This is a genomic window from Streptomyces sp. H27-H1 (assembly GCF_026627445.1).
Taxonomy (GTDB): domain Bacteria; phylum Actinomycetota; class Actinomycetes; order Streptomycetales; family Streptomycetaceae; genus Streptomyces.
Map to the genome: position 1 here is coordinate 141,131 of NZ_JAPNLJ010000011.1, position 24,999 is coordinate 166,129.

The following is a 24,999-nucleotide window of genomic DNA, read 5'->3' on the forward strand; positions in this document are numbered from 1 at the left end:
ACCCTTCTCCTTCGTTCGCGCGGCCTGTCAGCCGCCGAGCAGCCCGCCCAGCAGGTCGGGCTTCGCCGGAGCGGAGCTGCCTGTGCCGCCGGTGGAACCACCGCTGCGCGTTCCCGCGGAGCTGGCCGGGGGCTTCTGCGGGGCCGACTGGCGGGGGGTGGTGCGCGGGCTCTGGCTGCCGCTGGTGGTGCCCCGGGTCGCGGTGGGCGAACCGGACCCGGCCTTCGGTGAGGCCGAACCGGCAGCCCCGCGGCCGGGCTTGGCCGCCGGCGAGGAGGCTCCGGCCTTGGGCTGTGCGGCCTGCTTCGAAGGCGTCGGCCGCTCGGACTGCCGCTGCTGCGGGGTGCTCGGCAGGGGCCGCCCGGGCAGGTAGTTGCTCGGCGCCTCCCCCGGTCCGGGGACGGTGACCACGGTGGTGGAGCGGACGGCGCCGCCGAGGAGCGAGCCGATGAGCAGGGTGAGTCCGCAGACGACGGTGGCCATGACGGCCCCGCGGCGCAGGACCCGGCGGCGCAGCCGCCAGACCTCGGAACGGGGTCCCAGGGTGCGCCAGGCCTCGCTGGCGAGCCTGCCGTCCAGGGAGTAGACGGGGGCGCCCGCGATGATCAGCGGGCTCCAGGCGGCGAGGTAGATGATGTCGGGCGCGTCGTAGGCGGGGACGGTCTTCCAGCTCACCGTCATCAGCAGCGCGGCGGACAGCAGCGCGCCGAAGCAGGCGGCGAACCGCTGCCACAGGCCGAAGACCGTCAGCACGCCCACGATGACCTGGAGGAACGCCACGCTGAGCCCGGCGCCGACCGGGTGGGCCAGCGCGAAGTCGCGCAGCGGTTCGGCGAGCGCCCAGGGGTGCAGGGTCTGCAGCCAGGTGACCATGGAGCCGCGCTCGCCGCCGTCGAAGTAGACGGGGTCGCACAGTTTGCCCATGCCGGCGTAGATGGAGATGAAGCCGAGGAAGACGCGCAGCGGGAGCAGCACGACGCCGAGGTTCATCCGGCGGCCGGGGTAGTACGAGGCCTGGGCGCGGGCGTCGCCCGGTGCCCGGCGGGAGTCCGCGGATCCGCTGCCCTCGGAGTAGGCGGCGTCGTAGGCCTCGTGGGAGTGCGAGAGGCCGCCCACGACGGGCTGCATGCGGGTGTCTTCGGCGTCACCGTAGCTGCGCTGGCCGATGACGGTCGGGGAGGCGAGGGTGTCGTCCGCGAGGTCCTGGGCGAGGTCGAGGCGCGGGATGACCTGGGTGGTTCCGCCGTCGTACTCCTCGTGGCCGCGCCCGTGCTCGCGTACGGCCTGCAGCAGGCCGCCCATGGCGGCGCTGGCGGCGGCGTCGCCGGGGGCGGACTTGCCGCTCCAGACGACGGGCCGGCGGCGGGCGGCGCCGGCCCCGGCGGCCGCGAGGGCCCCGCCGAGTGCCGGGGCGAGCCCGGGGGCGCCCAAGGGCCTGGGACGCGCGCTGGGGCTCGGTGCGAGCCGCACGCGGAAGCTGGCGTGGTTGACGATGACCTGTGCGGGATCGCACGGCACCTTGACCATGCTCAGCGCGGGCTGGTCGTCGAACCCTGGCGTTCTGGTGTCCACACTCATCTAACCGAGTGACGACTGTTTAGGACACTGCCTTGACATCAGGGATGTGTCCGAGACCCGTCAAATCAAGCCACCCCGCCAGTAAGGGGCGGGGTGGCACGCTCACGGGTCACGTTCGGTGAGCCAAGTGGATCAAGCGGCGGCCGCCGGGGCAGCCCTGGCGCGGCCTCCGGTAGTGCTCAGGCGCGGCCGCGGGTGGCGCGGCGGCGGGCGGCCTCGTAGAGGACGACGCCCGCGGCGACACCGGCGTTGAGCGACTCGGCGCCGCCCGGCATCGGGATGCGCACGAGGTAGTCGCAGTTCTCGCCGACGAGGCGGCCGATGCCCTTGTCCTCGGAGCCGATGACGATGACGACGGGGCCGCCCAGCTGCTCCAGCTCGTGGACCTCGTGCGTGCCCTCGGCGGCGAGGCCGACGATGGTGAGGCCTTCCTTCTTGTAGTCCTGGATCGCACGGGTCAGGTTGGTGACGCGCGAGACCGGGGTACGGGCGGCGGTGCCCGCCGAGGACTTCCAGGCGCCGGCGGTCATGCTGGCGGCGCGGCGCTCGGGGACGACCACGCCGTGGCCGCCGAAGGCGGAGACGGAGCGGATGATCGCGCCGAGGTTGCGCGGGTCGGTGATGCCGTCCAGGGCGACGATGAGGGGATCCTCGCCGTTGTCGTAGGCGGAGGCGGTGAGCTCGTTCGGGAGCGAGTACTCGTACGGCGGGACCTGGAGGACCATGCCCTGGTGGTTGAGCCCGCCGGTCAGCCGGTCGAGCTCGGGGCGCGGGGCTTCCATCAGGTTGATGTTGCCGCGCTCGGCCGCGAGCTGGAGGGCCTCGCGGACGCGCTCGTCGTTGTCGATGAACTGCTGGACGTAGAGGGTGACGGCCGGTACGCCGTCGCGCAGCGCCTCGAAGACCGGGTTGCGGCCGACGACCATCTCGCTGGTGCCCTTGGGGCCGCCGCGGCGCGGGGCCGGACGGCGCTTGGCGGCCTGCCGGGCCATGGCGTTGCTGATGCGGTTGGCTTTGTGCTTCTTGCGGTCCTCCGCCTTGGGCGTCGGACCCCTGCCTTCCAGGCCCTTGCGCCGCTGGCCACCGCTGCCGGCCGTCGCGCCCTTCTTGTTGGACGTGCGGCGGTTCCTGCGCTGGCTGTTCCCGGCCATGACCTCTACCTGATTTCGTTGGTGCTGCGATATGTACGTATGAAGAGTGTGCCGCCCGGATCGCCGGGCAGCCCAATCCGAATGCTCCAGTGGGACTGCTCCGACGGGCTCAGCGGGGGCCGAGCGTCCAGCGGGGTCCGGTGGGGCTGTCCTCGACGACCAGGCCGGACTGCTGCAGCTGGTCGCGGATGGCGTCGGCGGTGGCCCAGTCCTTACGGGCGCGAGCGGACTCGCGCTGCTCCAGGACCAGGCGTACGAGGGTGTCCACGGCTCCGTGGAGGTCCTCTCCGCGGTCCGCTTCGCCGGCCCAGTGGGGGTCGAGGGGGTCGAGGCCGAGGACACCGAGCATGGCCCGTACCTCCGACAGGCGCGCGATGGCGGCGTCCTTGTCGTCGGCGGCGAGGGCGCTGTTGCCCTGGCGGACGGTGGTGTGGATGATCGCGAGCGCCTGCGGGACGCCCAGGTCGTCGTCCATGGCCTCGGCGAAGGCGGGCGGGACCTCGGCGGCCGGCTCGATGGGGCCGGCCTTCTCGATGACGCGCTGGATGAACCCCTCGATGCGCGCGAAGCCGGATTCCGCCTCGCGCAGCGACTCCACGCTGTACTCGATCATCGAGCGGTAGTGCGGGGTGCCGAGGTAGTAGCGCAGCACGATCGGGCGCCAGACCTTGAGCATCTCGGAGACGAGGACGGAGTTGCCGAGCGACTTCGACATCTTCTCGCCGGACAGGGTGACCCAGGCGTTGTGCATCCAGTACTTCGCGAACTCGTCGCCGAAGGCCTTGGCCTGGACGATCTCGTTCTCGTGGTGCGGGAAGATCAGGTCGAGCCCGCCGCCGTGGATGTCGAAGGCGCTGCCGAGGTACTTGTGCGCCATCGCGGAGCATTCCAGGTGCCAGCCGGGACGGCCGCGTCCCCACGGGGTCTCCCAGTCGGGCTCGCCGGGCTTGGAGGCCTTCCACATGGCGAAGTCGCGCGGGTCGCGCTTGCCGGTGATGCCGTCCTCGGCGGGCTGGCGCAGGTCGTCGATGTTCTGGTTCGACAGCTCCAGGTACCCGGGGAAGGAGCGCACGTCGAAGTAGACGCTGCCGTCGGCCTCGTAGGCGTGGCCGCGTTCGATGAGCACGCGCATCATCTCGATCATCTCCGGCACGTGGCCGGTGGCGCGCGGCTCGTACGTGGGCGGGAAGCAACCCAGCGCGTTGTAGCCGTCGTTGAAGGCGCGCTCGTTCTCGTATCCGATGGACCACCAGGGTCGGGCCTGGTCCTCGGACTTCTGGATGATCTTGTCGTCGATGTCGGTGACGTTGCGGATGAAGGTGACGTCGAGGCCGCGGTAGGTGAACCAGCGGCGCGCGATGTCGAAGTTCAGGTACGAGCGGACGTGCCCGATGTGCGGAGCCGCCTGCACGGTGGCGCCACAGAGGTAGATCGAGACGCAGCCCGGGACGAGCGGGGTGAAGTCACGGATCTGCCGGGCGCTGGTGTCGTACAGGCGAATAGTCACGGCATCCAGGGTAGTGCGCCCGTAGCAGTGCCCCGCGACCCTTTCGGTACGCGGGGCCCGCTTTGTTGTCGAAGAGCCGCGGGGGCGGTGTGGGCGTGCGGGGTACTAGGCCCGGTTCGTCCGGTACACGAGGGCCGTGGCGATGGCGGCGAGGCCTTCGGCGCGGCCGGTCAGCCCCAGTCCGTCGGTGGTGGTGCCCGAGACGGAGACGGGGGCGCCCGCGGCGGCCGCGAGCGCCTTCTGCGCCTCTTCGCGCCGCTTGCCGATCTTCGGGCGGACGCCGATCACCTGGACGGCGATGTTGCCGATCTCGAAGCCCTCGGCGCGGACGATCCGGGCGGCTTCCGCCAGAAGAGTGACCCCGGCGGCGCCGGACCACTCGGGGCGGGAGGTGCCGAAGTGGGCGCCGAGGTCGCCGACGCCGGCGGCGGAGAAGAGCGCGTCGCAGGCGGCGTGCGCGGCGACATCCCCGTCGGAGTGCCCGGCGAGGCCGTCCTCGCCCTCCCAGAGCAGGCCCGCGCACCACAGTTCGCGGCCCGCTTCGAAGGCGTGCACGTCGGTCCCGACGCCGACGAGGGGGATGACGGGGGCGGCGGGGGCCGGGGCGGGAGCGGCGGGGCTCCAGCCCAGGTCCGCCGGGTCTTCGGAACTAGTACGCATCGGTGGCCCTCCGGCGGGCGAGTACGGCCTCTGCGAGGACCAGGTCGAGCGGACGGGTGACCTTGAAGGCCTCTTCGTGGCCGGGGACCACCACGACGGTGACGCCGAGCTGTTCCACCATGCCGGCGTCGTCCGTGGCGCCCTCGCCGTCGACGGCCATCTTCTCGTGCGCGCGCACGAGCGTGGCGAGGTCGAAGCCCTGCGGGGTCTGCACGGCGCGCAGCCGGGACCGTACGGGGGTGGCGACGACCGGCTCGGGCTCGCCGGGCCGGCCGGGCTCGACCTCCTTGACGGTGTCGGTCAGCGGCAGGGCCGGGACGACGGCGGGCGCTCCGGCGCGGACCGCCTCGACGACGGAGTCGACGGTGTCCACGGGTACCAGGGGGCGGGCCGCGTCGTGGATGAGGACGGCCGTGATGTCGGCCGGGAGCGCGTCCAGGCCGGCGCGTACGGATTCCTGCCGGGTCTTCCCGCCGGGGACGACCAGGATCTCCGTGCGCTCGGGCAGCGCGTGCTCGTCCAGCAGCCGGCGTACCTCGGTGGTGTCGGCGGGCGGCGCCACGACGACGACCAGGGAAACCGCGCGGGAGCGCGCCATCGCGCGTACGGCGTGGATGAGCATGGGCGTGCCGCCCAGGGTCCGCAGGGCCTTGGGGGCGCCGGGACCGAGACGGACCCCGCGGCCGGCGGCCGGGATCACCGCGGCTGTGCGGTGGGGGCGCGATTCGTCAGACATCAGTAGCTCCGAGCCAGGTTTGTGACTTCGGCCGACATGGGTATGGCCTGAAGGGTGCCGGGTGCGACGCCCTCGCCCCTTCCGTGACGACCGGTCGAGCCGGCTGCCCGGACCCGGCACGCCAGTGAGCGAGTATCGCTTTCCCAGGGCACTGCCGTCAGGTACCGGCGGCAGGGTCAGGGGGCAGTACCGGCAGCAGCTGCGCAGGCAGCAGCGGCCGTAAAGGCGTGGGTCGTGAAGACGTGAGCCTCAAAGGCATGGGTGCAGACATGCCGCAGCGCCCGGCAACAAGTCTCCTTGTCATCGGGCACCGCGGCACAACTGTGTACGACCAGGCGTACGGATGATCGCGTCAGGACGCGAGCACCTCGTCGAGGAGGGCCTCGGCCTTGTCCTCGTTGGTGTTCTCGGCGAGCGCGAGCTCGCTCACCAGGATTTGACGCGCCTTCGCGAGCATGCGCTTTTCACCCGCGGAAAGCCCGCGCTCACGCTCACGACGCCACAGGTCACGCACAACTTCAGCGACCTTGATGACATCGCCAGAAGCGAGCTTTTCCAGATTTGCCTTGTAGCGCCGGGACCAGTTCGTCGGCTCTTCTGCGAACGGTGCGCGAAGCACCTCGAAGACCCGGTCCAGCCCTTCCTGGCCGACTACGTCGCGCACGCCGACGAACTCCGCATTGTCCGCAGGCACACGAACTGTCAGGTCGCCCTGGGCGACCTTGAGCACCAAGTAGGTCTTGTCCACGCCTTTGATCTGACGAGTCTCAATGGCCTCGATCAGCGCGGCCCCGTGATGGGGATAGACCACGGTGTCGCCAACCTTGAACGTCATGTGACAGGTACCCCTTCCGTGGCTATCCAGGGTAACACGAGAATCGACTGTTATGAATGGCGTTTTCGCAGGTCAGGGCCCATCTCAGGGCTTGACAACAGCGACACGAACGTGCTGCGAGAGCCTTCCGGAAGGGGGTAATCGCAGGTCGGAGGCGCTGTGCGGACCAGGCGAAACGGCTAGGCTACGCCCGCTCGCGAGCCCTGACGATGTGCCGTACGTCCCGTTTTGACGGGTTCCGGGGCGGCAGACCGAACTACTCCGTTCGACTGGCGGCCACCCGTACGGCGTCCGTTCCGGCCCAATCCGGAATTGATCACCGAGCGGTGTTCGACGAAATCCGGAAATTGATCACCTGCGGGCGCGCGGGCCATTGCGAGCGGGCCTTTTGCGAATGGAAGATCACCCCGGACCGGCGAGGGCGCGGGCGGGACCCGCCGGTGCGGGGGCCGGGCCCGTGGAGGGCCGGGCCCCACACTGCGGAGGGTCGGGTGCGGGGGCGGGGCGGCGGCTCGGTAACCTAAGCGCGCTGACACCCCCTTAGAGCGGCTCTACTTCGGCCGTTCCGAGGAGTCCACCCTTCCGTTCCCGTACGTCCAAGGAGTTGCCTCCCCCGTGAGCCGCAGCCTTCGACGCGGCGCCCTCGCCGCCACCGCCGTCGTGTTCTCGATCGTCTCGCTGGGCGCCTGCGCCGCGGGCCACGACGCGCCGACTCTCCAGGTCAAGCCGGACAATGCCGCCGCCACCAAGGGCGACATCAAGGTCCAGAACGCTCTGGTGATCACCCAGGAGAAGGACAAGAAGGGCCCGGCCGCCGTCTCCGCGACGGTGTTCAACACCGGCACCAAGGAGCAGACGCTCGACGCCATCACCCTTCCGGGCGGCAAGGCCACGGTGACGCTGAAGCCCGCGGGCGGCGGCTCCAAGGTGATCGTCCCGGCCGGCGGCTCCGTCGTCCTGGGCGGCACGGGCAACGCCTCCGCCGCCATCTCGGGCGGGGACGACATCGTGGACGGCAACGTCCAGGAGATCGTCTTCCAGCTGAGCACCACCGGCGACGTCGCCCTGCAGGGCTTCGTCGTACCGGGCACCGGCATGTACGCGGGCTACGCCGCGACCGCCGCCCCGGCCGCGGGTCCCACGCCGTCGGCCGGCGCCTCGGGCTCCGCCTCGGCCACGCCGTCCCCTTCCACCTCGGGCTCCCCCGCGGCGGGCACGTCCGCGTCCCCGTCCTCCGGTACCGGCCACTGAGGCACGAAGCACCGTAGACAACGGGAACGGCCCCCGTCCGCATCGAGCGGACGGGGGCCGTTCCCTTGCGTACACGCCTGTGTACGCGCTCCCGGGCTGTTTACGGCTCGAACTTGTAGCCGAGGCCGCGGACCGTGACCAGGTAGCGCGGGGCGCCCGGGTCGGGCTCGATCTTGGCGCGCAGGCGCTTCACGTGGACGTCCAGGGTCTTGGTGTCACCGACGTAGTCGGCGCCCCAGACCCGGTCGATGAGCTGCATGCGGGTCAGTACGCGGCCCGCGTTGCGCAGCAGCATCTCCAGCAGGTCGAACTCCTTCAGGGGGAGGTCCACCTTCCCGCCGGCGACGGTGACCACGTGGCGGTCGACGTCCATCCGGACGGGACCCGCTTCCAGGGCCGCCGGGGTGACCTCTTCCGGCTCGCCGCGGCGGCGCAGGACCGCGCGGATGCGGGCGACCAGCTCCCGCGAGGAGAAGGGCTTGGTGACGTAGTCGTCGGCTCCTATCTCCAGCCCGACGACCTTGTCGATCTCGCTGTCCTTGGCGGTCACCATGATCACGGGGACGTTGGAGCGGCCGCGCAGCTGCCGGCAGACCTCCGTGCCGGGCAGGCCGGGGAGCATCAGGTCGAGGAGGACGAGGTCGGCGCCGTTGCGCTCGAACTCGTCGAGACCGTCGGGCCCCGTCGCGGCGATGGCCACTTCGAAGCCCTCCTTGCGGAGCATGTAGGACAGGGCGTCGCTGAAGGATTCCTCATCCTCGACGACGAGCACTCGGGTCACGGAAGGACCTCCGGGGCAGGGATGGCTGGTGCGGTCTGAGGTTCGAGCAGGGGGTGGGCGGGTGCGGAGGCCGTCGCCGGGACGGGCGCGGCCGCTTCGGGGAGTCGCAGGGTGAAGGTGGAACCCTGACCCTCCGAGCTCCAGACCGACACCTCCCCGCCGTGCGAAGCCGCTACGTGCTTCACGATCGCAAGGCCCAGGCCGGTTCCTCCCGTGGCACGGGAGCGGGCCGGGTCCACGCGGTAGAAGCGTTCGAAGATGCGCTCGCGGTCCTTTTCCGGGATGCCGATGCCCTGGTCGGTCACGGCTATCTCGATCAAGTCTCCACCCGGGGCGGTGACCCGGCGCGCGGCGATGCCGACGCGGGTGCGGGCGGGGCTGTAGTTGACGGCGTTCTCGACCAGATTTCCGAGGGCGGCCGCGAGCTGCCCCCGGTTTCCCCATACCCGCAGGTCGGCGGTGCCACCGGCGGCCATGGTGATCTGCTTCGCGGATGCCGTGTGCCGGCAGCGGTCTATGGCCTCGGCCACCAGCGTGTCCACGCGCATGGGCTCGGCGTCTTCCAGGGGGTCGTCGTTCTGTACCCGTGAAAGGTCGATGAGCTCCTGCACGAGGTTGATCAGGCGGGTGGCCTCGATCTGCATGCGGCCGGCGAACCGGTGGACGGCCTCGGGATCGTCCGAGGCGTCCATGACGGCCTCCGAGAGCAGGGAGATCGCGCCGACCGGGGTCTTGAGCTCGTGCGAGACGTTCGCGACGAAGTCGCGGCGTACGGCCTCGATGCGGCGGGCCTCGGTGAGGTCCTCCACGAGGAGGAGCACGAGACGGGAACCGAGCGGGGCGACGCGCGCCGAGACGGCCAGTGCCTCGCCGCGGCCGGTGCCGCGCCGGGGCAGGTCGAGCTCGACCTGGCGTATCTCCCCGTCGCGCCGGGTGTCGCGGGCCATGTGGAGCATGGGCTCCACGGCCAGCTTGCCGCCACGGACCAGGCCGAGGGCATATGCCGCCGAGCTGGCCTTGACCACCGCGTCCCCTTCGTCGAGTACGACGGCCGAGGAGCGGAGCACGGAGAGGACGGTGTCCACGCCCGGTGGGAGCACCGCGTTGATATCGGGGCGCATGGAGCTCCGGGTGGGGCGGGCTTGGTCACGCTCGCTCCAGCGGAACGCCAGCATCGCGATCACACCGGTGCAAAGCCCGGCAATCGCTGCAGCTGCGGCGACCGCCGCGTTCACGTCCATGACTCCAGGTTAAGCAGGCGCGACGACACTTCCACAGCCGTTCGGGTGGCACCTCGAACAGTCGTCGCCCAGAGTTCACCCTGGCGACGGGGTTGATTCACCTGTGGGGCCGGAGTCGGCCGCGTTCGAGGGTCACCGTGACAACGTGGGGCCGATGGCCGCACCGGCCCGCCCCGGGCAGTACCGCAGTAGTAGGTCGAGAGAGGGACACGAGACATGCGTGACGCGTACCACGAGGAACTGGACTCGATCGGTGAAGGCCTGGTCGAAATGGCCCGGCTGGTCGGCTCCGCCATCGGGCGGGCCACGACCTCCATGCTCGACGCCGACCTGAAGCTCGCCGAGAGCGTCATCGCCGCCGACCAGAAGGTGGACGATCTCCAGCACGACCTGGAGGCCCGCGCCATCGCGCTGCTCGCGCGCCAGCAGCCGGTCGCCACCGACCTGCGCATCGTGGTCACCTCGCTGCGCATGAGCGCCGACCTGGAGCGCTCCGGCGACCTGGCGCAGCACGTGGCCAAGCTCGCCCGGCTCCGCTTCCCGGACACGGCGGTCCCCCGCGACCTGCACGCGACCATCCTGGAGATGGGGCAGCTCGCGCAGCGGCTGATGGCGAAGGCCGCCGAGGTCATCATCACGAAGGACGTCGACCTGGCGCTCCAGCTGGAGCAGGACGACGACGAGATGGACCAGCTGCACCGCACGCTGTTCCAGCACCTGATGGACGACCGCTGGAAGCACGGCATCGAGACGGCGGTCGACGTGACCCTGCTGGGCCGCTACTACGAGCGCTTCGCGGACCACGCGGTGTCGGTCGCCAAGCGCGTGGTCTACCTCGTGACGGGCGAGCACGCGGACGAGCTCCAGGCGCCCACGCAGGTCGAGGGCATCTGAGCCGCGCCCCGGCCCGGACCGACCAGGATCGACTCGGATCGGGTCGGGGATCAGCCCGGGAACCGGCTTGGAGGTCGGACCGGGGATCGGCCCGGGGATCAGCCCGGGAATCGGACCGGATCAACAACGAGCCCCCAATGCGCCGTTGACGCACGGGTCCGGCTGGGCATGAATGAGGGCGAAGGCACAACGCCTACGAGGAGGATCCATGCCCGATTCCCCCGTCCCGATCACCCCGGAGCAGGAAGCGCAGCCCCCGGAGACACTCCGCCTACCGCTGCTCGCGGCCTGCGGCTGCGGCTCGGGCTGCGGCTGCGGCTGCCAGTCCGGCGCCCCGTGCCAGTGCGGCGGCTGACCGCCTCCGCCCGGCTCGACCACCCGAAGGGCCCCGCCCGACATCCCTGTCGGCCGGGGTCCTTCGCATCGCTCCCGCCAACACCCCGCCCGGGAAGCCCCGGCGCCCGGTCCGCTTCGCGGCGCCGACCCGCGCCGGAAGTTCACGAGCGCCCCCGCGTACGAGGTGTAGGCGTCGAGCCGCTCCTGCCGCAGCTTCTCCGAGCGGGTGAACTCCTGCCCCCGGTCGGCCACCCGCTGCTGAAAGGCGAAGGTGACCCCCTACCCGAGCAGCGTCCCAGGGCCGCTATCGCACTCGCGATGATTGCTTCCACCGCGCCACCCGACCACGCACCGGGCCGGGCCGGGCCGGGCCGGTGCGTGGTCGGGCCGGTGCGTGGTCGGGCCGGGCCACAAGACCACAAAAGCGGGGCGTCCCCACCGGGCCGGCGACAGGCGGCCGACGGAGACGAGGGGACCAACTCCCCGGGCCCGGGCGCTCTCTTCGCCGCAACCACCGGTGGGCCCAGGACAGACGAATGCCCCCGATCTGCGCCGTGTGCGCAGGTCAGGGGCATGATCGCTCTGACTACTTCTTCTTGCCCTGGTTCTTGACGGCCTCGATGGCGGCCGCCGCGGCGTCCGGGTCGAGGTAGGTGCCGCCCGGGTTGAGGGGCTTGAAGCCGGCGTCCAGCTCGTAGGAGAGCGGGATGCCGGTCGGGATGTTCAGGCCCGCGATGTCCGCGTCGGAGACGCCGTCGAGGTGCTTGACCAGGGCGCGCAGGGAGTTGCCGTGCGCGGCGACCAGGACGGTGTGGCCGTCCAGCAGGTCCGGGACGATCGAGTCGTACCAGTACGGGAGCATGCGGACGACGACGTCCTTGAGGCACTCGGTACGCGGACGCAGCTCCGGCGGGATGGAGGCGTAGCGCGGGTCCCCGGACTGCGAGAACTCCGTACCGTCTTCGAGCGCCGGCGGCGGGGTGTCGTACGAGCGGCGCCACAGCATGAACTGCTCCTCGCCGAACTCGGCGAGGGTCTGGGCCTTGTCCTTGCCCTGGAGGGCGCCGTAGTGGCGCTCGTTCAGGCGCCAGGAGCGGTGGACCGGGATCCAGTGGCGGTCCGCGGACTCCAGGGCGAGCTGCGCGGTGCGGATCGCGCGCTTCTGGAGGGACGTGTGAACCACGTCGGGCAGCAGGCCGGCGTCCTTGAGCAGCTCGCCGCCGCGGATCGCCTCCTTCTCGCCCTTCTCGTTGAGATTGACGTCCACCCAGCCGGTGAACAGGTTCTTCGCGTTCCATTCGCTCTCGCCGTGGCGGAGGAGGATCAGCTTGTACGGTGCGTCGGCCATGCGTACGAGCCTAATGGACGCGCCCGCCCGCCCGCGCGCGGTGTATACGACAAGTGGACGGTCCCCGATTGACGGCAGCCGTCAATCCAGTGGCTCCGGAGCGGCACTGTCCGTAGGGTCCGAACAAGTAGAGGAGCACTTACATCTCCGGGGGGATTCCGTATGTCCGTTGCCAGTGTGAGACGGGCCGCTCGCGAGAGCGTCGCGGGTCTGCCCCGGGAGTTCTGGTGGCTCTGGACGAGCACGCTGGTCAACAGGCTCGGGGCCTTCGTCGCCACATTCATGACCTTGTACCTGACCCTGGAGCGGGGCTATTCGGCCTCCTTCGTGGGACTTGTGGTGGCCTTGCACGGGCTCGGCGGTGTGGTGTCCTCGCTCGTCGCCGGCGTGCTGACGGACCGGCTGGGGCGGCGGCCCACGCTGATGGCGGCGCAGGCGTCGACCGCGTTCTCGGTGGCGCTGCTCGGGTTCATGGAGCAGGCGGCGGCGATCGCCGCGGTGGCGCTGCTGGTCGGCATGACCTCGAACGCCTCGCGGCCGGCGGTGCAGGCGATGATGGCCGACATCGTCCGCCCGGAGGACCGGGTACGGGCCTTCGCGCTGAACTACTGGGCCATCAACCTCGGCTTCGCCATCAGCGCGACCGCGGCGGGCTTCGTCGCGAAGTACAGCTACCTGGCCGGGTTCCTCGGCGAGGCGGCCCTGACGCTGGTGTGCGCGGTGCTGGTCTACCTCAAGCTGCCGGAGTCCCGGCCGGAGAAGACGGCGGCGCAGAAGGCGGCCGCCGAGCCGGAGGTCGGCCTGGGGACGGTGCTGCGGGACGGGCGCTTCATGGGCGTGGTCGGGCTCTCCTTCCTCATCTCGCTGATCTTCATGCAGGGCTCGTTCGGGCTGCCGCTCGCGATGGGCGCGGCCGGATTCTCCACGACCGACTACGGCCTGGTCATCGGCCTGAACGGGCTGCTGATCGTGCTGCTGCAGATCCCGGTCACCCGGTTCATCGAGCACCGCGATCCACAGCGGCTGCTGGTGATCTCGGCGCTGCTGGCCGGGTACGGCTTCGGGCTGACGGCCTTCGGCGGCTCGGTGTGGAGCCTGGCGCTGACCGTCTGCGTGTGGACCCTGGCCGAGATCATCAACTCGCCGACCCAGATGGGCCTGGTCGCGCGGCTCTCCCCGGTGCACGGGCGCGGCCGCTACCAGGGCATGTACACGATGTCGTGGGCGGTGGCCTCGCTGATCGCACCGCTGATGGCGGGCTTCTCGATCGAACACTTCGGCGCGGCCTGGCTGTGGGGCGCGACGGCGGTCCTGGGCACGGTGGCGGCCCTGGGCTACTGGCTGCTGATGCGCGGGCTCCCCGAGGGTGGACCGGGAGAGGAACCGGCCGACTCCCCCACCGCCGTACCGGCGAACCCGGCCACGCCGACCGCCGCACCCGACGGTGTCGTCCCCTCCTGCCTCACGGGGACCTCTGCGCTCGCCGTCGCCTCCGGCCCCGCCGGGACCCTCGACCTGGCCGTCGCCTCCGGCGCTGCCGGGACCCCCGCCCTCGCCGGCACCCCGACCGCTCCGGCCCCGCCCGGGGGCCCTTCCCAGCTGTAGCCGGGGGAGTTCGAGGGGCGCGGGGTGCCGGGGGCCGGCCCCGGGCAACGGCGCCGCACGGGGGCGGTCCGGGTCCGTGATCGGGCGGGGATCAGGCGGGGATCAGGCGGACGGCTGCGTCAAGTTCTTGAAGGCATCCAGGTTGCGCGTGGACTCCCCACGCGCGACCCGCCACTCGTACTCCCGCCGGATCGCACTCGCGAAACCCAGCTCCAGCAGCGTGTTGAAGGCTCCGTCCGCCGCCTCCAGGACCGTTCCGAGCAGCCGGTCCAGATCGTCCGGGGTGATCACCGACAGGGGCAGGCGGGCCGTCAGGTAGACGTCGCCGAGCGCGTCGACCGCATAGGCCATGCCGTAGAGCTTGAGGTTGCGCTCCAGCAGCCACCGGTGGACGCCGGCCGCGTTCTCGTCCGGGTGGCGGATCACGAAGGCGTTGACGGACAGGGAGTGCTTCCCGGCCTTGAGCGAGCAGGTGGTGCTCAGCTTGCGGGTGCCGGGGAGCTGGACCACGTACGAGCCCGGCGCGGGGCACTCCCAGCTCAGTTCCGCACCGGTCAGGACTGCCTCGATGATCGCGGCGGCGTCGGTGCGGTCGGCGGGTTCAAGGTCAGCCATGGTGGGAGCGTACGTGACGGCGGTGATCGTGCATCGCCCCCGTGTACACGTCGGCGGTGCCGCTCGCGGCGGTGTCCCAGCCGAAGAACTGCGCGTGCCGCGCTGCCGCCGCGCCCATCTGGGCCGACAGCCCCGGCTCGTCCACGAAGCGGCGTAGTTCGCGGGCGTAGTCCACCGGATCGTGGCCGGGTACGAGGATGCCCGTCACCCCGTCGTCGACGGCGACCGGGAGCCCGCCGACGGCCGCGGCCAGCACCGGCGTGCCGGTGGCCTGCGCCTCTATGGCGACCAGCCCGAAGGACTCGCTGTACGAGGGCATGACCAGGACGGACGCCGCCCGGAACCAGTCCGCGAGCGCGTCCTGCGCCACCGGCGGATGGAAGTGCACGAGGTCCGCGATGCCTAGCTTCGCGGCGAGCTTCTGCAGCCCCTCCGGCTTCGCGAGCCCGCTGCCGCTCGGCCCGCCGACGACGGGTACGAACAGCCGGGTGCGCAGCTCCGGCTGCCGGTCCACCAGCTCCGCGACGGCCCGCAGCAGGATGTCGGGGGCCTTGAGCGGCTGGATGCGGCCCGCGAAGAGCGGGATGACGGCGTCCTGGGGCAGCCCGAGGCGGGCGCGGGCGGCGGCGCGGCCGTCGGCGACGGTGAAGCGGTCGAGGTTCACGCCGGGGTGGACGACGGCGACCTTGCCCGGGTCGGCCTCGTAGTAGCGGACGAGCTCGTCGGCTTCCTCGGCGGTGTTCGCGATGAGCCGGTCGGCGGCGTCGACGATCTGCGTCTCGCCGATGACGCGGGCGGCGGGCTCGGGACTGTCGCCCTCGGCGAGCGCCGCGTTCTTGACCTTGGCCATGGTGTGCATCGCGTGCACGAGCGGGACGCCCCAGCGCTCGGCGGCGAGCCAGCCGACGTGGCCGGAGAGCCAGTAATGGGAGTGCACCAGGTCGTAGTAGCCGGGGCGGTGGCGGGCCCAGGCCTGCATGACGCCGTGGGTGAAGGCGCACAGCTGGGCCGGCAGCTCCTCCTTGGCGAGGCCCTCGTACGGGCCCGCGTCCACGTGCCGTACGAGGACTCCGGGCGCGAGCTCGACCACGGGCGGCAGGCCGCCGGCGGTGGCCCGGGTGAAGATCTCGACCTCGATGTTGATCGCGGCGAGACGCCGGGCCAGCTCGACGATGTAGACGTTCATGCCGCCGGCGTCGCCGGTGCCGGGCTGGTGCAGCGGTGAGGTGTGCACGCTGAGCATCGCGACGCGGCGCGGCTTGCGGTGGCCGCCGACGGCGGCGGGCAGGCGCAGACGGGGCGGCTCGTGGCGGGTGCCGGAACGGGCCGCGGCGAAACGGCCGCCGATGCTGCCGCCGATGCGGGACACGTACTGGCTCAAGGGAGCAGTTCCTCTCGCTCGGACGGCATGACGCGGAGAGCGCTGTGGGCGCTCTTCTAGGAGTGCAACCCGTACGGCCGTGTCCCGCATTCCGGGAGCGGCGGATTTCCTGGTCCCGTGCCGGTTTTTTATCGGGCGGGAGCGCTCCGCTTACTCTCTGCACATGGCCTCCCGCTCCACCCCTCCCCCTCGTCGCCCCGTCGGCACCGTGACCCGCGGGACGACGAACCCGAACCGACTGCGCCGCATGGACCGCTGGATCGCGGCCACGCACGGGGCGGCGCTGCGGCGCGCGGACGACCCGGTCGCGGTGGACCTCGGCTACGGGGCCGCGCCCTGGACCGCGGTGGAGCTGCTGGCCCGGCTGCGGGAGGCGGCTCCGCGGGTGCGGGTGGTCGGCATCGAGATCGAGCCGGCGCGGGTGGCGGGCGCGAAGCCGTACGAGCGTGAGGGCCTGAGCTTCCGGCACGGCGGCTTCGAGGTGCCGCTGGAGTACGGGGTCCGGCCGGCGCTGATCCGGGCGGCGAACGTGCTGCGCCAGTACGACGAGGAGCAGGTCGAGGCGGTGTGGGAGCGGTTGTGCTCCCGGCTGGCTCCCGACGGGCTGCTGGTGGAAGGGACCTGCGACGAGATCGGGCGGCGGCACGTATGGGTCGCGCTGGGGCCCGAAGGGGCGCGCACGGTGACCTTCGCGACCCGGCTGGGCTCCCTGGACCGGCCCTCGGACCTGGCGGAGCGGCTGCCGAAGGCACTGATCCACCGGAACGTGCCGGGCGAGCCGGTGCACGCGTTCCTGCGCGACTTCGACCGGGCGTGGGCGGCGGCGGCTCCGTACGCCTCCTACGGGGCGCGGCAGCGCTGGATCCGGACGGCGCGGGCGCTGGCCGGGGACTGGCCGCTCGCGGACGGGCCGGTGCGTTGGCGCCAGGGGGAACTGACGGTGCGGTGGGAAGCGTTGAGGCCTTCGGGGTGAGCGGGACCGCGGGAGCGGTGGGGGGTGATGGGGACCCTGGGGACCCTGGGGACGCATCGGGTGGTTATCCACAAGGGTGTTGGAATTGACCGACTCGTGGCACCATCCCGAAGGCAATGACAAGTTACTGACGGTTAATCAATCCGGTGGCCGCCGTCCGGCATCGGTGTGTCTGGGGGGACCATGAGGCAACGACGACGGGGTTCGATCGCCCTCACACTGCTCTGCGCGATGGCGCTGCTGACCGCGCCCGGTGCGCTGGCCGGAACCGCGTTCGCGGCGCCGGAGCCCCAGCAGGGCAAGTCCCTGGAGCAGGTCCGCAAAGACATAGAGGGCCTCTACCGCGAGGCCGGCACCGCCACGGACGCCTTCAACCTCGCGGAGAGCGAGACCAAGACGCAGTCCGACAAGATCGTGGAGATCGCCAACCTGGTCCTCGCGGGCCAGAACCGCATCACCGCCCTGAAGGGCCGCGCGGGAGCTGCCGCCCGCGCCCAGTACCGGTCGGGCGGGCTGCCGCCCGGCGCGCAACTGGCCCTGAGCAACAACCCGACGCAGTTCCTGGACGGCTCCGACAGACTGCGTCAGGGCGAGAAGGCGACCTCGGACCTGCTCTCCGAAATGAACCGGACGCAGAGCGACTTGCAGCAGTACGCGAGGGACGCGAGCGCGCACTGGGAGACGCTGGAGGCGAACCGGGTCAAGCAGGAGACCTCGAAGAAGCAGGTCGAGGAGAAGATCAAGGCGGCCGAGGAGCTCGAAAGCAAGCTGGAGGCCGAGCAGAAGGCCCGGCTGCTGCAGCTGGAGACGGACGCGCAGTACAAGGCGCAGACCGCATGGCTGTCCACGGGCGCGCTGCACGGTTCCAAGGGCGCGGCGGCCACCGACGCGGGCAAGCGGGCCGTGCAGTTCGCCACCGCCCAGATGGGCAAGCCGTACGTCTGGGGCGCCGAGGGCCCGGGTTCGTACGACTGCTCCGGGCTGACCTCGCAGGCCTGGATCTCGGCGGGCAAGAAGATACCGCGCACCTCGCAGGAGCAGCTGCGGCTGCCGAAGGTCGCGGTCAAGGACATGCGGCCGGGCGACCTGATCATCTACTTCGACGACGCGAGCCACGTCGGGATGTACGTCGGGGACGGCGCGATGGTCCACGCCCCCCGCCCCGGGCGCAACGTCACCATGGCGGGCGCGGGCTCCATGCCGATCAAGGCCGTGGTCCGGCCGGACGCGTAAGCGGGCGGACACGCAAGCGACCGGCCTCGTAAGCGGCCGGTGGCGTGGTCCGGGCGGAGTGCGGGCCGCCCGCCCGGCGCCTCGGCGCTACGTCTCGGTGGGCGGGACGCGGTACCCCGCCGCCGTGACGTTGGTCATCGTCGGCGCGGACTTTCCCACCCGATAACGGCATATGCCAGAACCCCGGGCCGGGCCCGGCATTCCGCTTCTTCCGTCCCGCCGCTAGGGTCGCCGGACGAGCGAACCCCCGAGGGGGCGGGAAGGAACCGGAGACGATGCCCGTACCCGTACCGCGGCAGAGGGACATCCCGGGCACCGAGAGCGGCCCGGGCGGCCAGTCATCGCTCACCCTGCTGGTGATCGAGGACGACCCCGCCGGCGGCCTCACCGTCCCCGAGATCCTCGACGCCGACGGCCACCGCATTCGGCTGCGCAGCGCCCGCAACCTCACGGAGGCGGCCCGGCTGCTCACCCCCGACGTGAGCTGCGTCCTGCTCGACCTGGCGCTCCCGCACGGCGCCGGCGACGCCGCCGATCCGTTCGGCGCCCTGCGCCAGGTGCTCCGTCTCGCCCCGCGGCACGCCGTTCTCGTGCTCACCTCCGAGGAGGAGGCGGAGCGCGCCGCGGAAGCCGTCAGCGTGGGCGCCCAGGACTTCCTGTTCCGCGACGAGCTCGACGGGCGGCTGCTCAGCCGCGCCATCCGCTACGCGGTGGAGAGAAAACGGGCCGACATCGCCCAGTACAAGCTCGCAGAATCGAAACTTCGGGCCCAGGAGAACGCCCGCCTGGAGCGCGGACTGCTTCCGCACCCGCTCCTGGAGGGTTCCGACCTCCGCTTCGCGGCCCGCTACCGCCCCGGCCGCAGCCGCGCGCTCCTCGGCGGGGACTTCTACGACACCGTCCGCACCCCCGACGGCACCGTCCACGCCATGATCGGTGACGTCTGCGGCCACGGCCCGGACGAGGCCGCCCTCGGCGTCGAGCTGCGCATCGCCTGGCGGGCGCTGACCCTGGCCGGTCTGTGCGGCGACGACCTGCTGGCCACCCTCCAGGAGGTGCTCGAAGTCGAGCGCCCCAACGAGGAGATCTTCGCGACGCTCTGCACGGTGGACATCGCCCCGGACGGCCGCCGGGCGGGCCTGTGTCTCGCGGGCCACCCGGCGCCGCTGATCTCCCGGCCGGGCCGGCCCGCGCGGCTGCTCCCGTACGAGAACAACGGCCCGGCGCTCGGCCTGCTGCCCCGGGCCCGCTGGCCGCGCCGCCAGGTCGAACTGGGCGGCACGTGGAGCCTGATGCTCTACACCGACGGCCTGATCGAGGGCCGGATCGGCCCCGGCAAGGAGCGGCTGGGGCAGGACGGCATGGTCGAGATGATCAACCGCCACCTCAGCGCCGGTCTGAGCGGCGAAGGCCTGCTGGAGGCCTCCGTGACCGAGGCCCGCCGGCTCAACGGCGGGGAGCTGACGGACGACGTCGCCGTCGTCCTCCTCTCCCGCGCCGAAGGCTGACAGCCCGACCGCGCTGCCGTGCGGCTGCCCTGCGGCTGCCTTCCGGTTACCGTCCGCCGTTGTAGGGCCCGTACGGCCCGTCGCTGCTGCTGCCGCCCCGCCGGCCGCCACCGCCGCCGCCCGAGACCTGCTTGAGGGCGGGGCGCACGTCGACGAAGAACACGATGGTGGCGACGAGCCCGGCGATCTCCAGGAAGAGCATCCCGAGGAAGAAGTCCACGAGCACGGTGATGCCGAGGATGACGAGCCAGAAGGTCTTGGTCTGCTTGCCGGCCGCACGGTACGCGTCCTCGCGCGCCGTCAGCGCCAGCACGAAGGCCACCACGGCGAGCCCCAGCATGGCGAACCCGAGCAACGGAAGCACTCCGTTATCGAACCCGTTCATCAACATCGCCTGACCGCCTTCTCATGCCTCGCTCGCCGGATGCCACCTGCCTCCACGCTACCGGCAGAGCCCCTTTCCCAAACCACAACGGACCGGACGCCCCGTGGGTGCCCGGTCCGTTACGCACATCTCAGCTCTTGTCGGCCGGCTCGGCGGCGGCCTTCTTGGCCGCGGACTTGCGCGCGGTGGTCTTCTTCGGCGCGGGCTCCGCGACCGGCTCGGCCTGCGGTTCGGTCGCCACGTCCGCCACCGGCGCCGGGTCCGGCTCCACGACGACGGCGATGTCGACGATCTCCTCGGACGCCTCGCCGCGCCACGCCCGTACGGTCTGCTCGCCGTGCTCGGCGACCTTGTCGTAGGCCTCCTTGGCCTTGACCGCGTACTCGGCGGCCACGCCGACCCCGCGCAGCGCCAGGTCCTGGGCGGTCTCCCCGAACTTCTTCGCGTCGATCGCCCCGAGCACCTCGGCGACCTTGGCGGTGACCGCCTCCTGCGCCTCCTTGGCCTTGCCCTGCACGACCTTGGGGTCGGTGTTCTTCACGGCCTCGATGCGCGCGGGGGCCTCGGCACGCAGCTGCTCGATCAGCCCGGGCACCTTCTTGGCCTGCTGTACGGCGAGGTCGGCGGTGCCTGCGGCGAAGTAGAGGGGGGTCGGGTCGGTGAGGGTCTTCTTCAGGTCATCGGCGATGGCCATGTGGTGGTCCTCCCGGATCACAGTCTCAGTTCGTATTGCGCGTCTCGGCATCGACATCGTCGGCAGCGGTTTCCGCTCCCGGTCCCGCTCCGAGTATCGCTTCCGCTTCCGCCTCGGCCACTGCTGCTGCCTCGGCGGCGTTCTCTTTGCGGAAGGACTCGTAGATCTGGAGCAGCACTTGCTTCTGCCGCTCGTTGACGGACGGATCGGCGAGGATCACAGCCCTCGTCTCCACCTCGTCCCGGTCCCGCTCGTCCAGGATTCCGGCCTGCACGTACAGCGTCTCGGCGGAGATCCGCAGCGCCTTCGCGAGCTGTTGCAGGATGTCCGCACTCGGCTTGCGCAGCCCGCGTTCGATCTGACTGAGGTACGGATTCGACACCCCCGCCGCCTCGGCCAGCTGCCGCAGCGAAAGCTGCGCCTGCCGCCGCTGCTCGCGCAGGTACTCGCCGAGATTCCCGACGTTGAGCGATGCCATGCCCCGATCCTGCCGCACCTTGCTAACTATTGCAAGCACGCGCTTGCAATAGCTCCCACTCGCTCCCGCTGAGCGCCCGCAGGCTGCTTGTGGCCGGGAAGCGGCGCACCGGCGAGTTCCGCCCCGTCCCCCCGTCTCGTCTCGCACCGTGTGCCGCTGTCCGCTCAATCGTGAAAGTGGAGTTCGGGCCGGGTCCAGAGAGTCAGGTCTCTGCTGGTGGCGACCGCGAGGGTCAGGCCGGAGGGGGAGAATCCGGCCGCGCGGAGTTCCGAGTGCTCGGAATGGAAGACGTGCCACCAGGCCTCTCCCGCCGGCCCTTCGTGGGACCCGCCGTCGGCGGAGAGGATGACGCGGCCGCGGGGCCACTCGGGGCTGACGACGTCCAGGGTCCAGCCGTCCGGCGTGGTGCTGTGCAGGCCGCCGCCGAACAGCCCGGCTATGCGTACCGGGACGCCCGCGATCGGGCCGAGCCCGGGGCAGGCGAGGTCCGGGTGGGCGTCGGGAGTGCTCGTGTCGGGGTCGGGATCCCGGTCGCGGGCGATCTTCTCGCCGGTGACCGCGTCGAAGAGTCCATGGCCTTCGCTGGACACGACCATGACCAGGTCGTGACCGCTGTCGGGATCAACGGCGAATCCGATGCCGAGCAGACCCCCGACAGGAGTCCTGCGGTCCAGCACCGGCTGCCACGGCTCCGGAGCCGGCATGACGGTGGCAGCGATGTAGCGCTCGCGCAGCTTCTGCTGGTACTCCGTGATCAACTCGTCTCCTTGGTTCGAGGACTCACGCGCAGCGGCCCACGTCGACTCGAATTCTTGGCGGGCGACCTGGGCGATGCGATCCGTTTCTCGCCAGCCGCGCAGGGTGCCTTCCCCGAGGGCCCGTTGGTGCGACTCAGTCACGGCTGCGCCGCCGTCGCGATGACCACCGTCGCGTAGTACTCCTCCGAGGTCACCGTCCGGACCGACAGGCCCGCCGCCTTCAGGGCCGAGGCCGTGACGGTGGCCTGGCGGGTGCTCGTCTCGATCAGGAGGGTACCGCCGGGGGCGAGCCAGGGCGGGGCTCCGGCCGCCACTCGGCGGTGGACGTCCAGGCCGTCCGGGCCGCCGTCCAGGGAGACGGGCGGTTCGTGGTCGCGGGCCTCCGCCGGGAGCAGGCCGATCTCCCCGGTCGGGACGTACGGGGCGTTGACCACCAGGACGTCCACCCGGCCGCGGAGCCCGGCGGGCAGGGGTGCGTACAGGTCGCCCTGCCACACCTGGCCGCCGTACGGGGCCACGTTGCGCCGGGCGTACGCGAGCGCGGCCGGGTCGATGTCCGCCGCGTGCAGTTCGCCGCCCGGCACCCGCGCGGCCACGGCCGCGCCCAGCGCGCCCACCCCGCAGCACAGGTCCACGACCACGGCGCCCGGGCGGGCCGCCGCCACCGCCTCCCGCGCGAGGAACTCGCTGCGCCGGCGCGGTACGAAGGCGCCCTCGCCGACCGCCATCCGCAGCCCGCAGAACTCCGCCCAGCCGACGACGTGTTCCAGCGGCTCGCCCGCCACCCGCCGGGCCAGCAGCCCCTCCAGGTGCACCTCGTCCGCGGCGGCGGCCATCAGCAGCTCCGCCTCTTCCTCCGCGAAGACGCAGCCGGCCGCGCGCAGGGTCTCCACCAGTGTCGCCAAGTACCTCAGTCCCAGTCCTCAGAATTCCAGCCCGCGCAACAGACAGACAGACAGACGCCGTCCTCAGAAGACGTCCGGGCACCACGGCCGGCGGGCCGTGCGGAACACCGCGTCCGCGAGCGCGAGCGCCCCGGGGCGCTCCTGCGTGATCCCGCCGAGCGCCGCCAGCCGCACCGCCGACTCGTCGCCCAGGTACAGCGCCCCCAGTGTGCCCACGTCCAGGCGCAGATCGGCCGGCTCCCGCGTGCGTACGCAGTCCCCCGCGCCCGCGTCCAGCCGGTAGCGGCCGCCCGCCGGCCCGAACGCGTCGGCGACCTCCAGGACGAGGACCCCCGGCACCGCGTACGTCCGCGCGCGCAGGGCCCGTACGACGTCCAGCACTCGCACCCACAGCCAGTCCGCCGAGGTCACCAGCCGGGCGGCGCGCGCGTCGGGCAGGAGCCGGGCGACGAGGTCGTCGGGGGCGCGGAAGCCGGTGCGGACCTTCGCCACCCAGTCGATGGAGCACAGGAAATGCCACAGCGCCCGCTCCGCTTGCGGGGTGGTGGCGAGCAACTGCTTGACCCGCACGGTGTTCAGCGGGACCTTCCCGTCCGTCCAGGTGTCGTCAGCGGCGTACCGCACCAGACCGGCCACCTCGCCCTCCGCCGTCCGGTACACCGCGTGGAAGGCGGCCGTGTACGGGCGGTGCGACAGCTCCTGCGCCCCCGTGGCCAGCCGCCACCAGCGGGCGTCGCGGTTCACCGCGCCGGGCGTGGCCGCCCGCAGCCGTTCGTGCAGCGCCGGGCCCATTTCCCGCACCTCGGCCTCGTCCACGAGGTCGATCCGGCCCCCGTCCCCGGTGACCGGCCTACGGGGGTCGAGTCCGGTGCGCGGTACGTCGATCTCCCATTCCGAGACGGAGGTGGCGGGCCCGTACCCGTACCGCCCGTAGATCGGATACTCGGCGGCGATCAGCGTCGACAGCACGTCCCCGCGCGCGTGGGCGGCGGCCAGCTCGGCGGACATCATCCGGGTCAGCAGGCCCTGCCTGCGGTGCGTGGACAGCACGGCCACGTTCGTGACGGCGCTCGAGCGGACGAACCCGCCGCCGGGCACGGTCAGTTCCTGCGGGAAGGAGCGGAAGGTCGCCACGCACCGGCCGGTGTCCGCGTCGAACCCGCCCTGCGTCCGGGCGAAGTCGTAGCTCTCGGTCAGCTGGGCGAGGTCCGCGGCCGTACCGTGCTCCGGGCGCAGGAAACCGGCGTGCAGGGCGCGCAGCCACTCGGGCAGCTCGGATGCGGCGATCGGCCGGACGTCAGCACTCATAGCGGCCCACGCTAACCGGCCCGGCCCTGACCCGTCGCCCGTATTTTCCGCGCGCATGCCGCCCGTTCGGGCCGGCGGGCCGTTCAAGTCCCCTCCGCCCGTTCAGGCCAGCAGGTCGTCCACCTGGGCCTCGCCCTCCCGGTAGCGCCGGGTGATCTCCGTGCTGCTGTCGTCGGCCGTGCGCTGGAGCTGCTGCCGGCGCCGGGAGACCTGCTGCTCGTAGCGGACCAACCGGGCCATGCCCTCGTGGAGTTCCTCGTCCGTGCGCGCTCCCAGGTCGGAGAGCTCCACGTCGGAGAGCATTTCGGCAGCCAGCAGCCGGTACTCCTCCCCGTGCGGGGTGCCGAGCGTGACGTGGCGGGCGGAGGCGCTGCGGCTGGAGGGGGCGTCTGCGAGGATCTCCGAGAGCCGGTCCACCACCGGTGCCTCGGGGTCCGTACGCCGGGCGAGCTCGGCGCGCAGGATGTCGATGCGGCCCTGGAGCAGCCGGCGTACGTAGCTCAGGTCGGCCTCGTCGCGCTGTGAGTCGCGGCGCAGCGCGCGCAGCTCCGGCAGACCGAGCGCGCTGGTCGCCGTCGGCGGGGCGTCCGCGCCCCCGGTCCGCTGGGCGGGCGGGCGCGGCACCGGGGTCTCGGCGGGTGCCGCGGACGCCGTGGGCGCGCCGGGCGCGCCCGTTCCCAAGGGCGCGATGGGCGCAGGAGCAGGTGCGGAAGTACCAGAAGTATTCATGCGTTCGTGTCCGTCCCCTCGACCGGTGCTGGGGGCACCGCCTGCGTGCATCGTGCCACTCTCCGTGGTACCGGTGCAGTCCCACTCCACCCGATCGGCCCCGGACGGG

At 71.9% G+C, this 24,999-nt stretch carries 25 protein-coding genes; 7 read left to right on the top strand and 18 right to left on the bottom strand.

Going from position 1 to position 24,999, the window contains the following annotated elements; genetic code table 11:
• Positions 1 to 27 precede the first annotated feature (27 nt).
• The 6 genes from OTB20_RS14840 to OTB20_RS14865 form a co-directional block, all read right to left on the bottom strand.
• Positions 28 to 1,578 carry a DoxX family protein gene (locus tag OTB20_RS14840; protein WP_267817780.1) on the bottom strand — a complete coding sequence of 517 codons (1,551 nt, stop codon included), beginning with the start codon at positions 1,576 to 1,578 and terminating at the stop codon, positions 28 to 30.
• Positions 1,579 to 1,757: 179 nt separating this feature from the next.
• Entirely contained in the window at positions 1,758 to 2,729 is a 972-nt protein-coding gene (gene rlmB / locus OTB20_RS14845; RefSeq protein WP_267817782.1) for a 23S rRNA (guanosine(2251)-2'-O)-methyltransferase RlmB, read from the bottom strand.
• Between the two features lie 109 nt (positions 2,730 to 2,838).
• Entirely contained in the window at positions 2,839 to 4,236 is a 1,398-nt protein-coding gene (gene cysS / locus OTB20_RS14850; RefSeq protein ID WP_267817783.1) for a cysteine--tRNA ligase, read from the bottom strand.
• 105 nt (positions 4,237 to 4,341) lie between these two features.
• Positions 4,342 to 4,896 (bottom strand): 2-C-methyl-D-erythritol 2,4-cyclodiphosphate synthase, encoded by a 555-nt coding sequence (gene ispF / locus OTB20_RS14855; RefSeq protein ID WP_267817785.1) that lies wholly within the window; start codon positions 4,894 to 4,896, stop codon positions 4,342 to 4,344.
• Positions 4,886 to 5,632, bottom strand: coding sequence for a 2-C-methyl-D-erythritol 4-phosphate cytidylyltransferase (gene ispD / locus OTB20_RS14860; protein ID WP_267817787.1), 747 nt, complete (start codon positions 5,630 to 5,632; stop codon positions 4,886 to 4,888). The genes ispF and ispD overlap by 11 nt, the downstream gene beginning before the upstream one ends.
• 352 nt (positions 5,633 to 5,984) lie before the next feature.
• The gene (locus OTB20_RS14865) at positions 5,985 to 6,467 is read right to left on the bottom strand and encodes a CarD family transcriptional regulator (protein WP_206960214.1); all 483 of its coding nucleotides are present in this window, start codon (positions 6,465 to 6,467) and stop codon (positions 5,985 to 5,987) included.
• A gap of 615 nt (positions 6,468 to 7,082) precedes the next feature.
• Here OTB20_RS14865 and OTB20_RS14870 point away from each other — a divergent pair.
• A complete protein-coding gene (locus OTB20_RS14870) occupies positions 7,083 to 7,718 on the top strand; it encodes a DUF461 domain-containing protein (protein WP_267817789.1) in 636 nt (211 codons plus the stop codon).
• 100 nt (positions 7,719 to 7,818) lie between these two features.
• Here the strand turns inward: OTB20_RS14870 and OTB20_RS14875 are convergent, their stop codons facing one another.
• Together OTB20_RS14875 and OTB20_RS14880 are read right to left on the bottom strand one after the other, a co-directional pair.
• On the bottom strand, positions 7,819 to 8,499 hold the full coding sequence (locus tag OTB20_RS14875; RefSeq protein WP_030387286.1) for a response regulator transcription factor: 681 nt from the start codon (positions 8,497 to 8,499) through the stop codon (positions 7,819 to 7,821).
• Complete coding sequence (locus OTB20_RS14880; RefSeq protein WP_267817793.1) at positions 8,496 to 9,740, bottom strand: sensor histidine kinase; 1,245 nt, start codon at positions 9,738 to 9,740, stop codon at positions 8,496 to 8,498. Before OTB20_RS14880 ends, OTB20_RS14875 begins: the two co-directional genes overlap by 4 nt.
• Before the next feature lie 216 nt (positions 9,741 to 9,956).
• On the opposite strand from OTB20_RS14880, the gene phoU reads away from it, so the two are divergent.
• Both phoU and OTB20_RS14890 read left to right on the top strand, forming a co-directional pair.
• Positions 9,957 to 10,634, top strand: coding sequence for a phosphate signaling complex protein PhoU (gene phoU / locus OTB20_RS14885; RefSeq protein WP_267817794.1), 678 nt, complete (start codon positions 9,957 to 9,959; stop codon positions 10,632 to 10,634).
• 208 nt (positions 10,635 to 10,842) lie between these two features.
• Positions 10,843 to 10,989 carry a hypothetical protein gene (locus OTB20_RS14890; RefSeq protein ID WP_267817796.1) on the top strand — a complete coding sequence of 49 codons (147 nt, stop codon included), beginning with the start codon at positions 10,843 to 10,845 and terminating at the stop codon, positions 10,987 to 10,989.
• Between the two features lie 567 nt (positions 10,990 to 11,556).
• On the opposite strand, the gene OTB20_RS14900 is transcribed toward OTB20_RS14890, so the two are convergent.
• On the bottom strand, positions 11,557 to 12,318 hold the full coding sequence (locus tag OTB20_RS14900; RefSeq protein WP_267817798.1) for a phosphoglyceromutase: 762 nt from the start codon (positions 12,316 to 12,318) through the stop codon (positions 11,557 to 11,559).
• 162 nt (positions 12,319 to 12,480) lie between these two features.
• Between OTB20_RS14900 and OTB20_RS14905 the strand changes: the two genes are divergently transcribed.
• Positions 12,481 to 13,923 carry an MDR family MFS transporter gene (locus OTB20_RS14905; protein ID WP_267817800.1) on the top strand — a complete coding sequence of 481 codons (1,443 nt, stop codon included), beginning with the start codon at positions 12,481 to 12,483 and terminating at the stop codon, positions 13,921 to 13,923.
• Positions 13,924 to 14,025: 102 nt separating this feature from the next.
• Here OTB20_RS14905 and OTB20_RS14910 read toward each other — a convergent pair whose 3' ends face one another.
• Positions 14,026 to 14,538 carry a YbjN domain-containing protein gene (locus OTB20_RS14910; protein ID WP_267817802.1) on the bottom strand — a complete coding sequence of 171 codons (513 nt, stop codon included), beginning with the start codon at positions 14,536 to 14,538 and terminating at the stop codon, positions 14,026 to 14,028.
• Complete coding sequence (gene mshA, locus OTB20_RS14915) at positions 14,531 to 15,919, bottom strand: D-inositol-3-phosphate glycosyltransferase (protein WP_420716398.1); 1,389 nt, start codon at positions 15,917 to 15,919, stop codon at positions 14,531 to 14,533. The genes OTB20_RS14910 and mshA overlap by 8 nt, the downstream gene beginning before the upstream one ends.
• Before the next feature lie 163 nt (positions 15,920 to 16,082).
• Between mshA and OTB20_RS14920 the strand changes: the two genes are divergently transcribed.
• The 3 genes from OTB20_RS14920 (at position 16,083) to OTB20_RS14930 (ending at position 19,633) form a co-directional block, all read left to right on the top strand.
• Positions 16,083 to 16,892 carry a class I SAM-dependent methyltransferase gene (locus OTB20_RS14920; protein ID WP_267817803.1) on the top strand — a complete coding sequence of 270 codons (810 nt, stop codon included), beginning with the start codon at positions 16,083 to 16,085 and terminating at the stop codon, positions 16,890 to 16,892.
• Positions 16,893 to 17,075: 183 nt separating this feature from the next.
• Complete coding sequence (locus OTB20_RS14925) at positions 17,076 to 18,125, top strand: C40 family peptidase (RefSeq protein ID WP_267817805.1); 1,050 nt, start codon at positions 17,076 to 17,078, stop codon at positions 18,123 to 18,125.
• Positions 18,126 to 18,400: 275 nt separating this feature from the next.
• Positions 18,401 to 19,633, top strand: a complete 1,233-nt coding sequence (locus OTB20_RS14930) for a PP2C family protein-serine/threonine phosphatase (RefSeq protein ID WP_267817806.1) — start codon at positions 18,401 to 18,403, stop codon at positions 19,631 to 19,633.
• 46 nt (positions 19,634 to 19,679) lie between these two features.
• Here OTB20_RS14930 and OTB20_RS14935 read toward each other — a convergent pair whose 3' ends face one another.
• The 7 genes from OTB20_RS14935 to OTB20_RS14965 form a co-directional block, all read right to left on the bottom strand.
• Positions 19,680 to 20,024 carry a DUF2516 family protein gene (locus OTB20_RS14935; RefSeq protein WP_267754019.1) on the bottom strand — a complete coding sequence of 115 codons (345 nt, stop codon included), beginning with the start codon at positions 20,022 to 20,024 and terminating at the stop codon, positions 19,680 to 19,682.
• A gap of 124 nt (positions 20,025 to 20,148) precedes the next feature.
• Entirely contained in the window at positions 20,149 to 20,712 is a 564-nt protein-coding gene (locus OTB20_RS14940; protein WP_267817808.1) for a hypothetical protein, read from the bottom strand.
• 25 nt (positions 20,713 to 20,737) lie between these two features.
• Complete coding sequence (locus tag OTB20_RS14945) at positions 20,738 to 21,190, bottom strand: helix-turn-helix domain-containing protein (protein ID WP_267817810.1); 453 nt, start codon at positions 21,188 to 21,190, stop codon at positions 20,738 to 20,740.
• Positions 21,191 to 21,354: 164 nt separating this feature from the next.
• Positions 21,355 to 21,948 carry a hypothetical protein gene (locus OTB20_RS14950; protein WP_267817812.1) on the bottom strand — a complete coding sequence of 198 codons (594 nt, stop codon included), beginning with the start codon at positions 21,946 to 21,948 and terminating at the stop codon, positions 21,355 to 21,357.
• 137 nt (positions 21,949 to 22,085) lie between these two features.
• Positions 22,086 to 22,853 carry a putative protein N(5)-glutamine methyltransferase gene (locus OTB20_RS14955; RefSeq protein WP_420716399.1) on the bottom strand — a complete coding sequence of 256 codons (768 nt, stop codon included), beginning with the start codon at positions 22,851 to 22,853 and terminating at the stop codon, positions 22,086 to 22,088.
• 63 nt (positions 22,854 to 22,916) lie between these two features.
• Positions 22,917 to 24,161, bottom strand: a complete 1,245-nt coding sequence (locus OTB20_RS14960) for a GNAT family N-acetyltransferase (protein ID WP_267817813.1) — start codon at positions 24,159 to 24,161, stop codon at positions 22,917 to 22,919.
• 102 nt (positions 24,162 to 24,263) lie between these two features.
• On the bottom strand, positions 24,264 to 24,890 hold the full coding sequence (locus OTB20_RS14965) for an AmfC protein (protein WP_267817815.1): 627 nt from the start codon (positions 24,888 to 24,890) through the stop codon (positions 24,264 to 24,266).
• Positions 24,891 to 24,999: the final 109 nt, after the last annotated feature.

Coding starts and splice junctions, on each gene's coding strand:
- OTB20_RS14840 (WP_267817780.1), bottom strand. CDS start 1,578: ATGAGTGTGGACACCAGAACGCCAGGGTTCGACGACCAGCCCGCGCTG.
- rlmB (WP_267817782.1), bottom strand. CDS start 2,729: ATGGCCGGGAACAGCCAGCGCAGGAACCGCCGCACGTCCAACAAGAAG.
- ispF (WP_267817785.1), bottom strand. CDS start 4,896: ATGCGTACTAGTTCCGAAGACCCGGCGGACCTGGGCTGGAGCCCCGCC.
- ispD (WP_267817787.1), bottom strand. CDS start 5,632: ATGTCTGACGAATCGCGCCCCCACCGCACAGCCGCGGTGATCCCGGCC.
- OTB20_RS14865 (WP_206960214.1), bottom strand. CDS start 6,467: ATGACGTTCAAGGTTGGCGACACCGTGGTCTATCCCCATCACGGGGCC.
- OTB20_RS14880 (WP_267817793.1), bottom strand. CDS start 9,740: ATGGACGTGAACGCGGCGGTCGCCGCAGCTGCAGCGATTGCCGGGCTT.
- phoU (WP_267817794.1), top strand. CDS start 9,957: ATGCGTGACGCGTACCACGAGGAACTGGACTCGATCGGTGAAGGCCTG.
- OTB20_RS14890 (WP_267817796.1), top strand. CDS start 10,843: ATGCCCGATTCCCCCGTCCCGATCACCCCGGAGCAGGAAGCGCAGCCC.
- OTB20_RS14900 (WP_267817798.1), bottom strand. CDS start 12,318: ATGGCCGACGCACCGTACAAGCTGATCCTCCTCCGCCACGGCGAGAGC.
- OTB20_RS14905 (WP_267817800.1), top strand. CDS start 12,481: ATGTCCGTTGCCAGTGTGAGACGGGCCGCTCGCGAGAGCGTCGCGGGT.
- OTB20_RS14910 (WP_267817802.1), bottom strand. CDS start 14,538: ATGGCTGACCTTGAACCCGCCGACCGCACCGACGCCGCCGCGATCATC.
- OTB20_RS14920 (WP_267817803.1), top strand. CDS start 16,083: ATGGCCTCCCGCTCCACCCCTCCCCCTCGTCGCCCCGTCGGCACCGTG.
- OTB20_RS14925 (WP_267817805.1), top strand. CDS start 17,076: ATGAGGCAACGACGACGGGGTTCGATCGCCCTCACACTGCTCTGCGCG.
- OTB20_RS14930 (WP_267817806.1), top strand. CDS start 18,401: ATGCCCGTACCCGTACCGCGGCAGAGGGACATCCCGGGCACCGAGAGC.
- OTB20_RS14935 (WP_267754019.1), bottom strand. CDS start 20,024: ATGTTGATGAACGGGTTCGATAACGGAGTGCTTCCGTTGCTCGGGTTC.
- OTB20_RS14940 (WP_267817808.1), bottom strand. CDS start 20,712: ATGGCCATCGCCGATGACCTGAAGAAGACCCTCACCGACCCGACCCCC.
- OTB20_RS14945 (WP_267817810.1), bottom strand. CDS start 21,190: ATGGCATCGCTCAACGTCGGGAATCTCGGCGAGTACCTGCGCGAGCAG.
- OTB20_RS14960 (WP_267817813.1), bottom strand. CDS start 24,161: ATGAGTGCTGACGTCCGGCCGATCGCCGCATCCGAGCTGCCCGAGTGG.
- OTB20_RS14965 (WP_267817815.1), bottom strand. CDS start 24,890: ATGAATACTTCTGGTACTTCCGCACCTGCTCCTGCGCCCATCGCGCCC.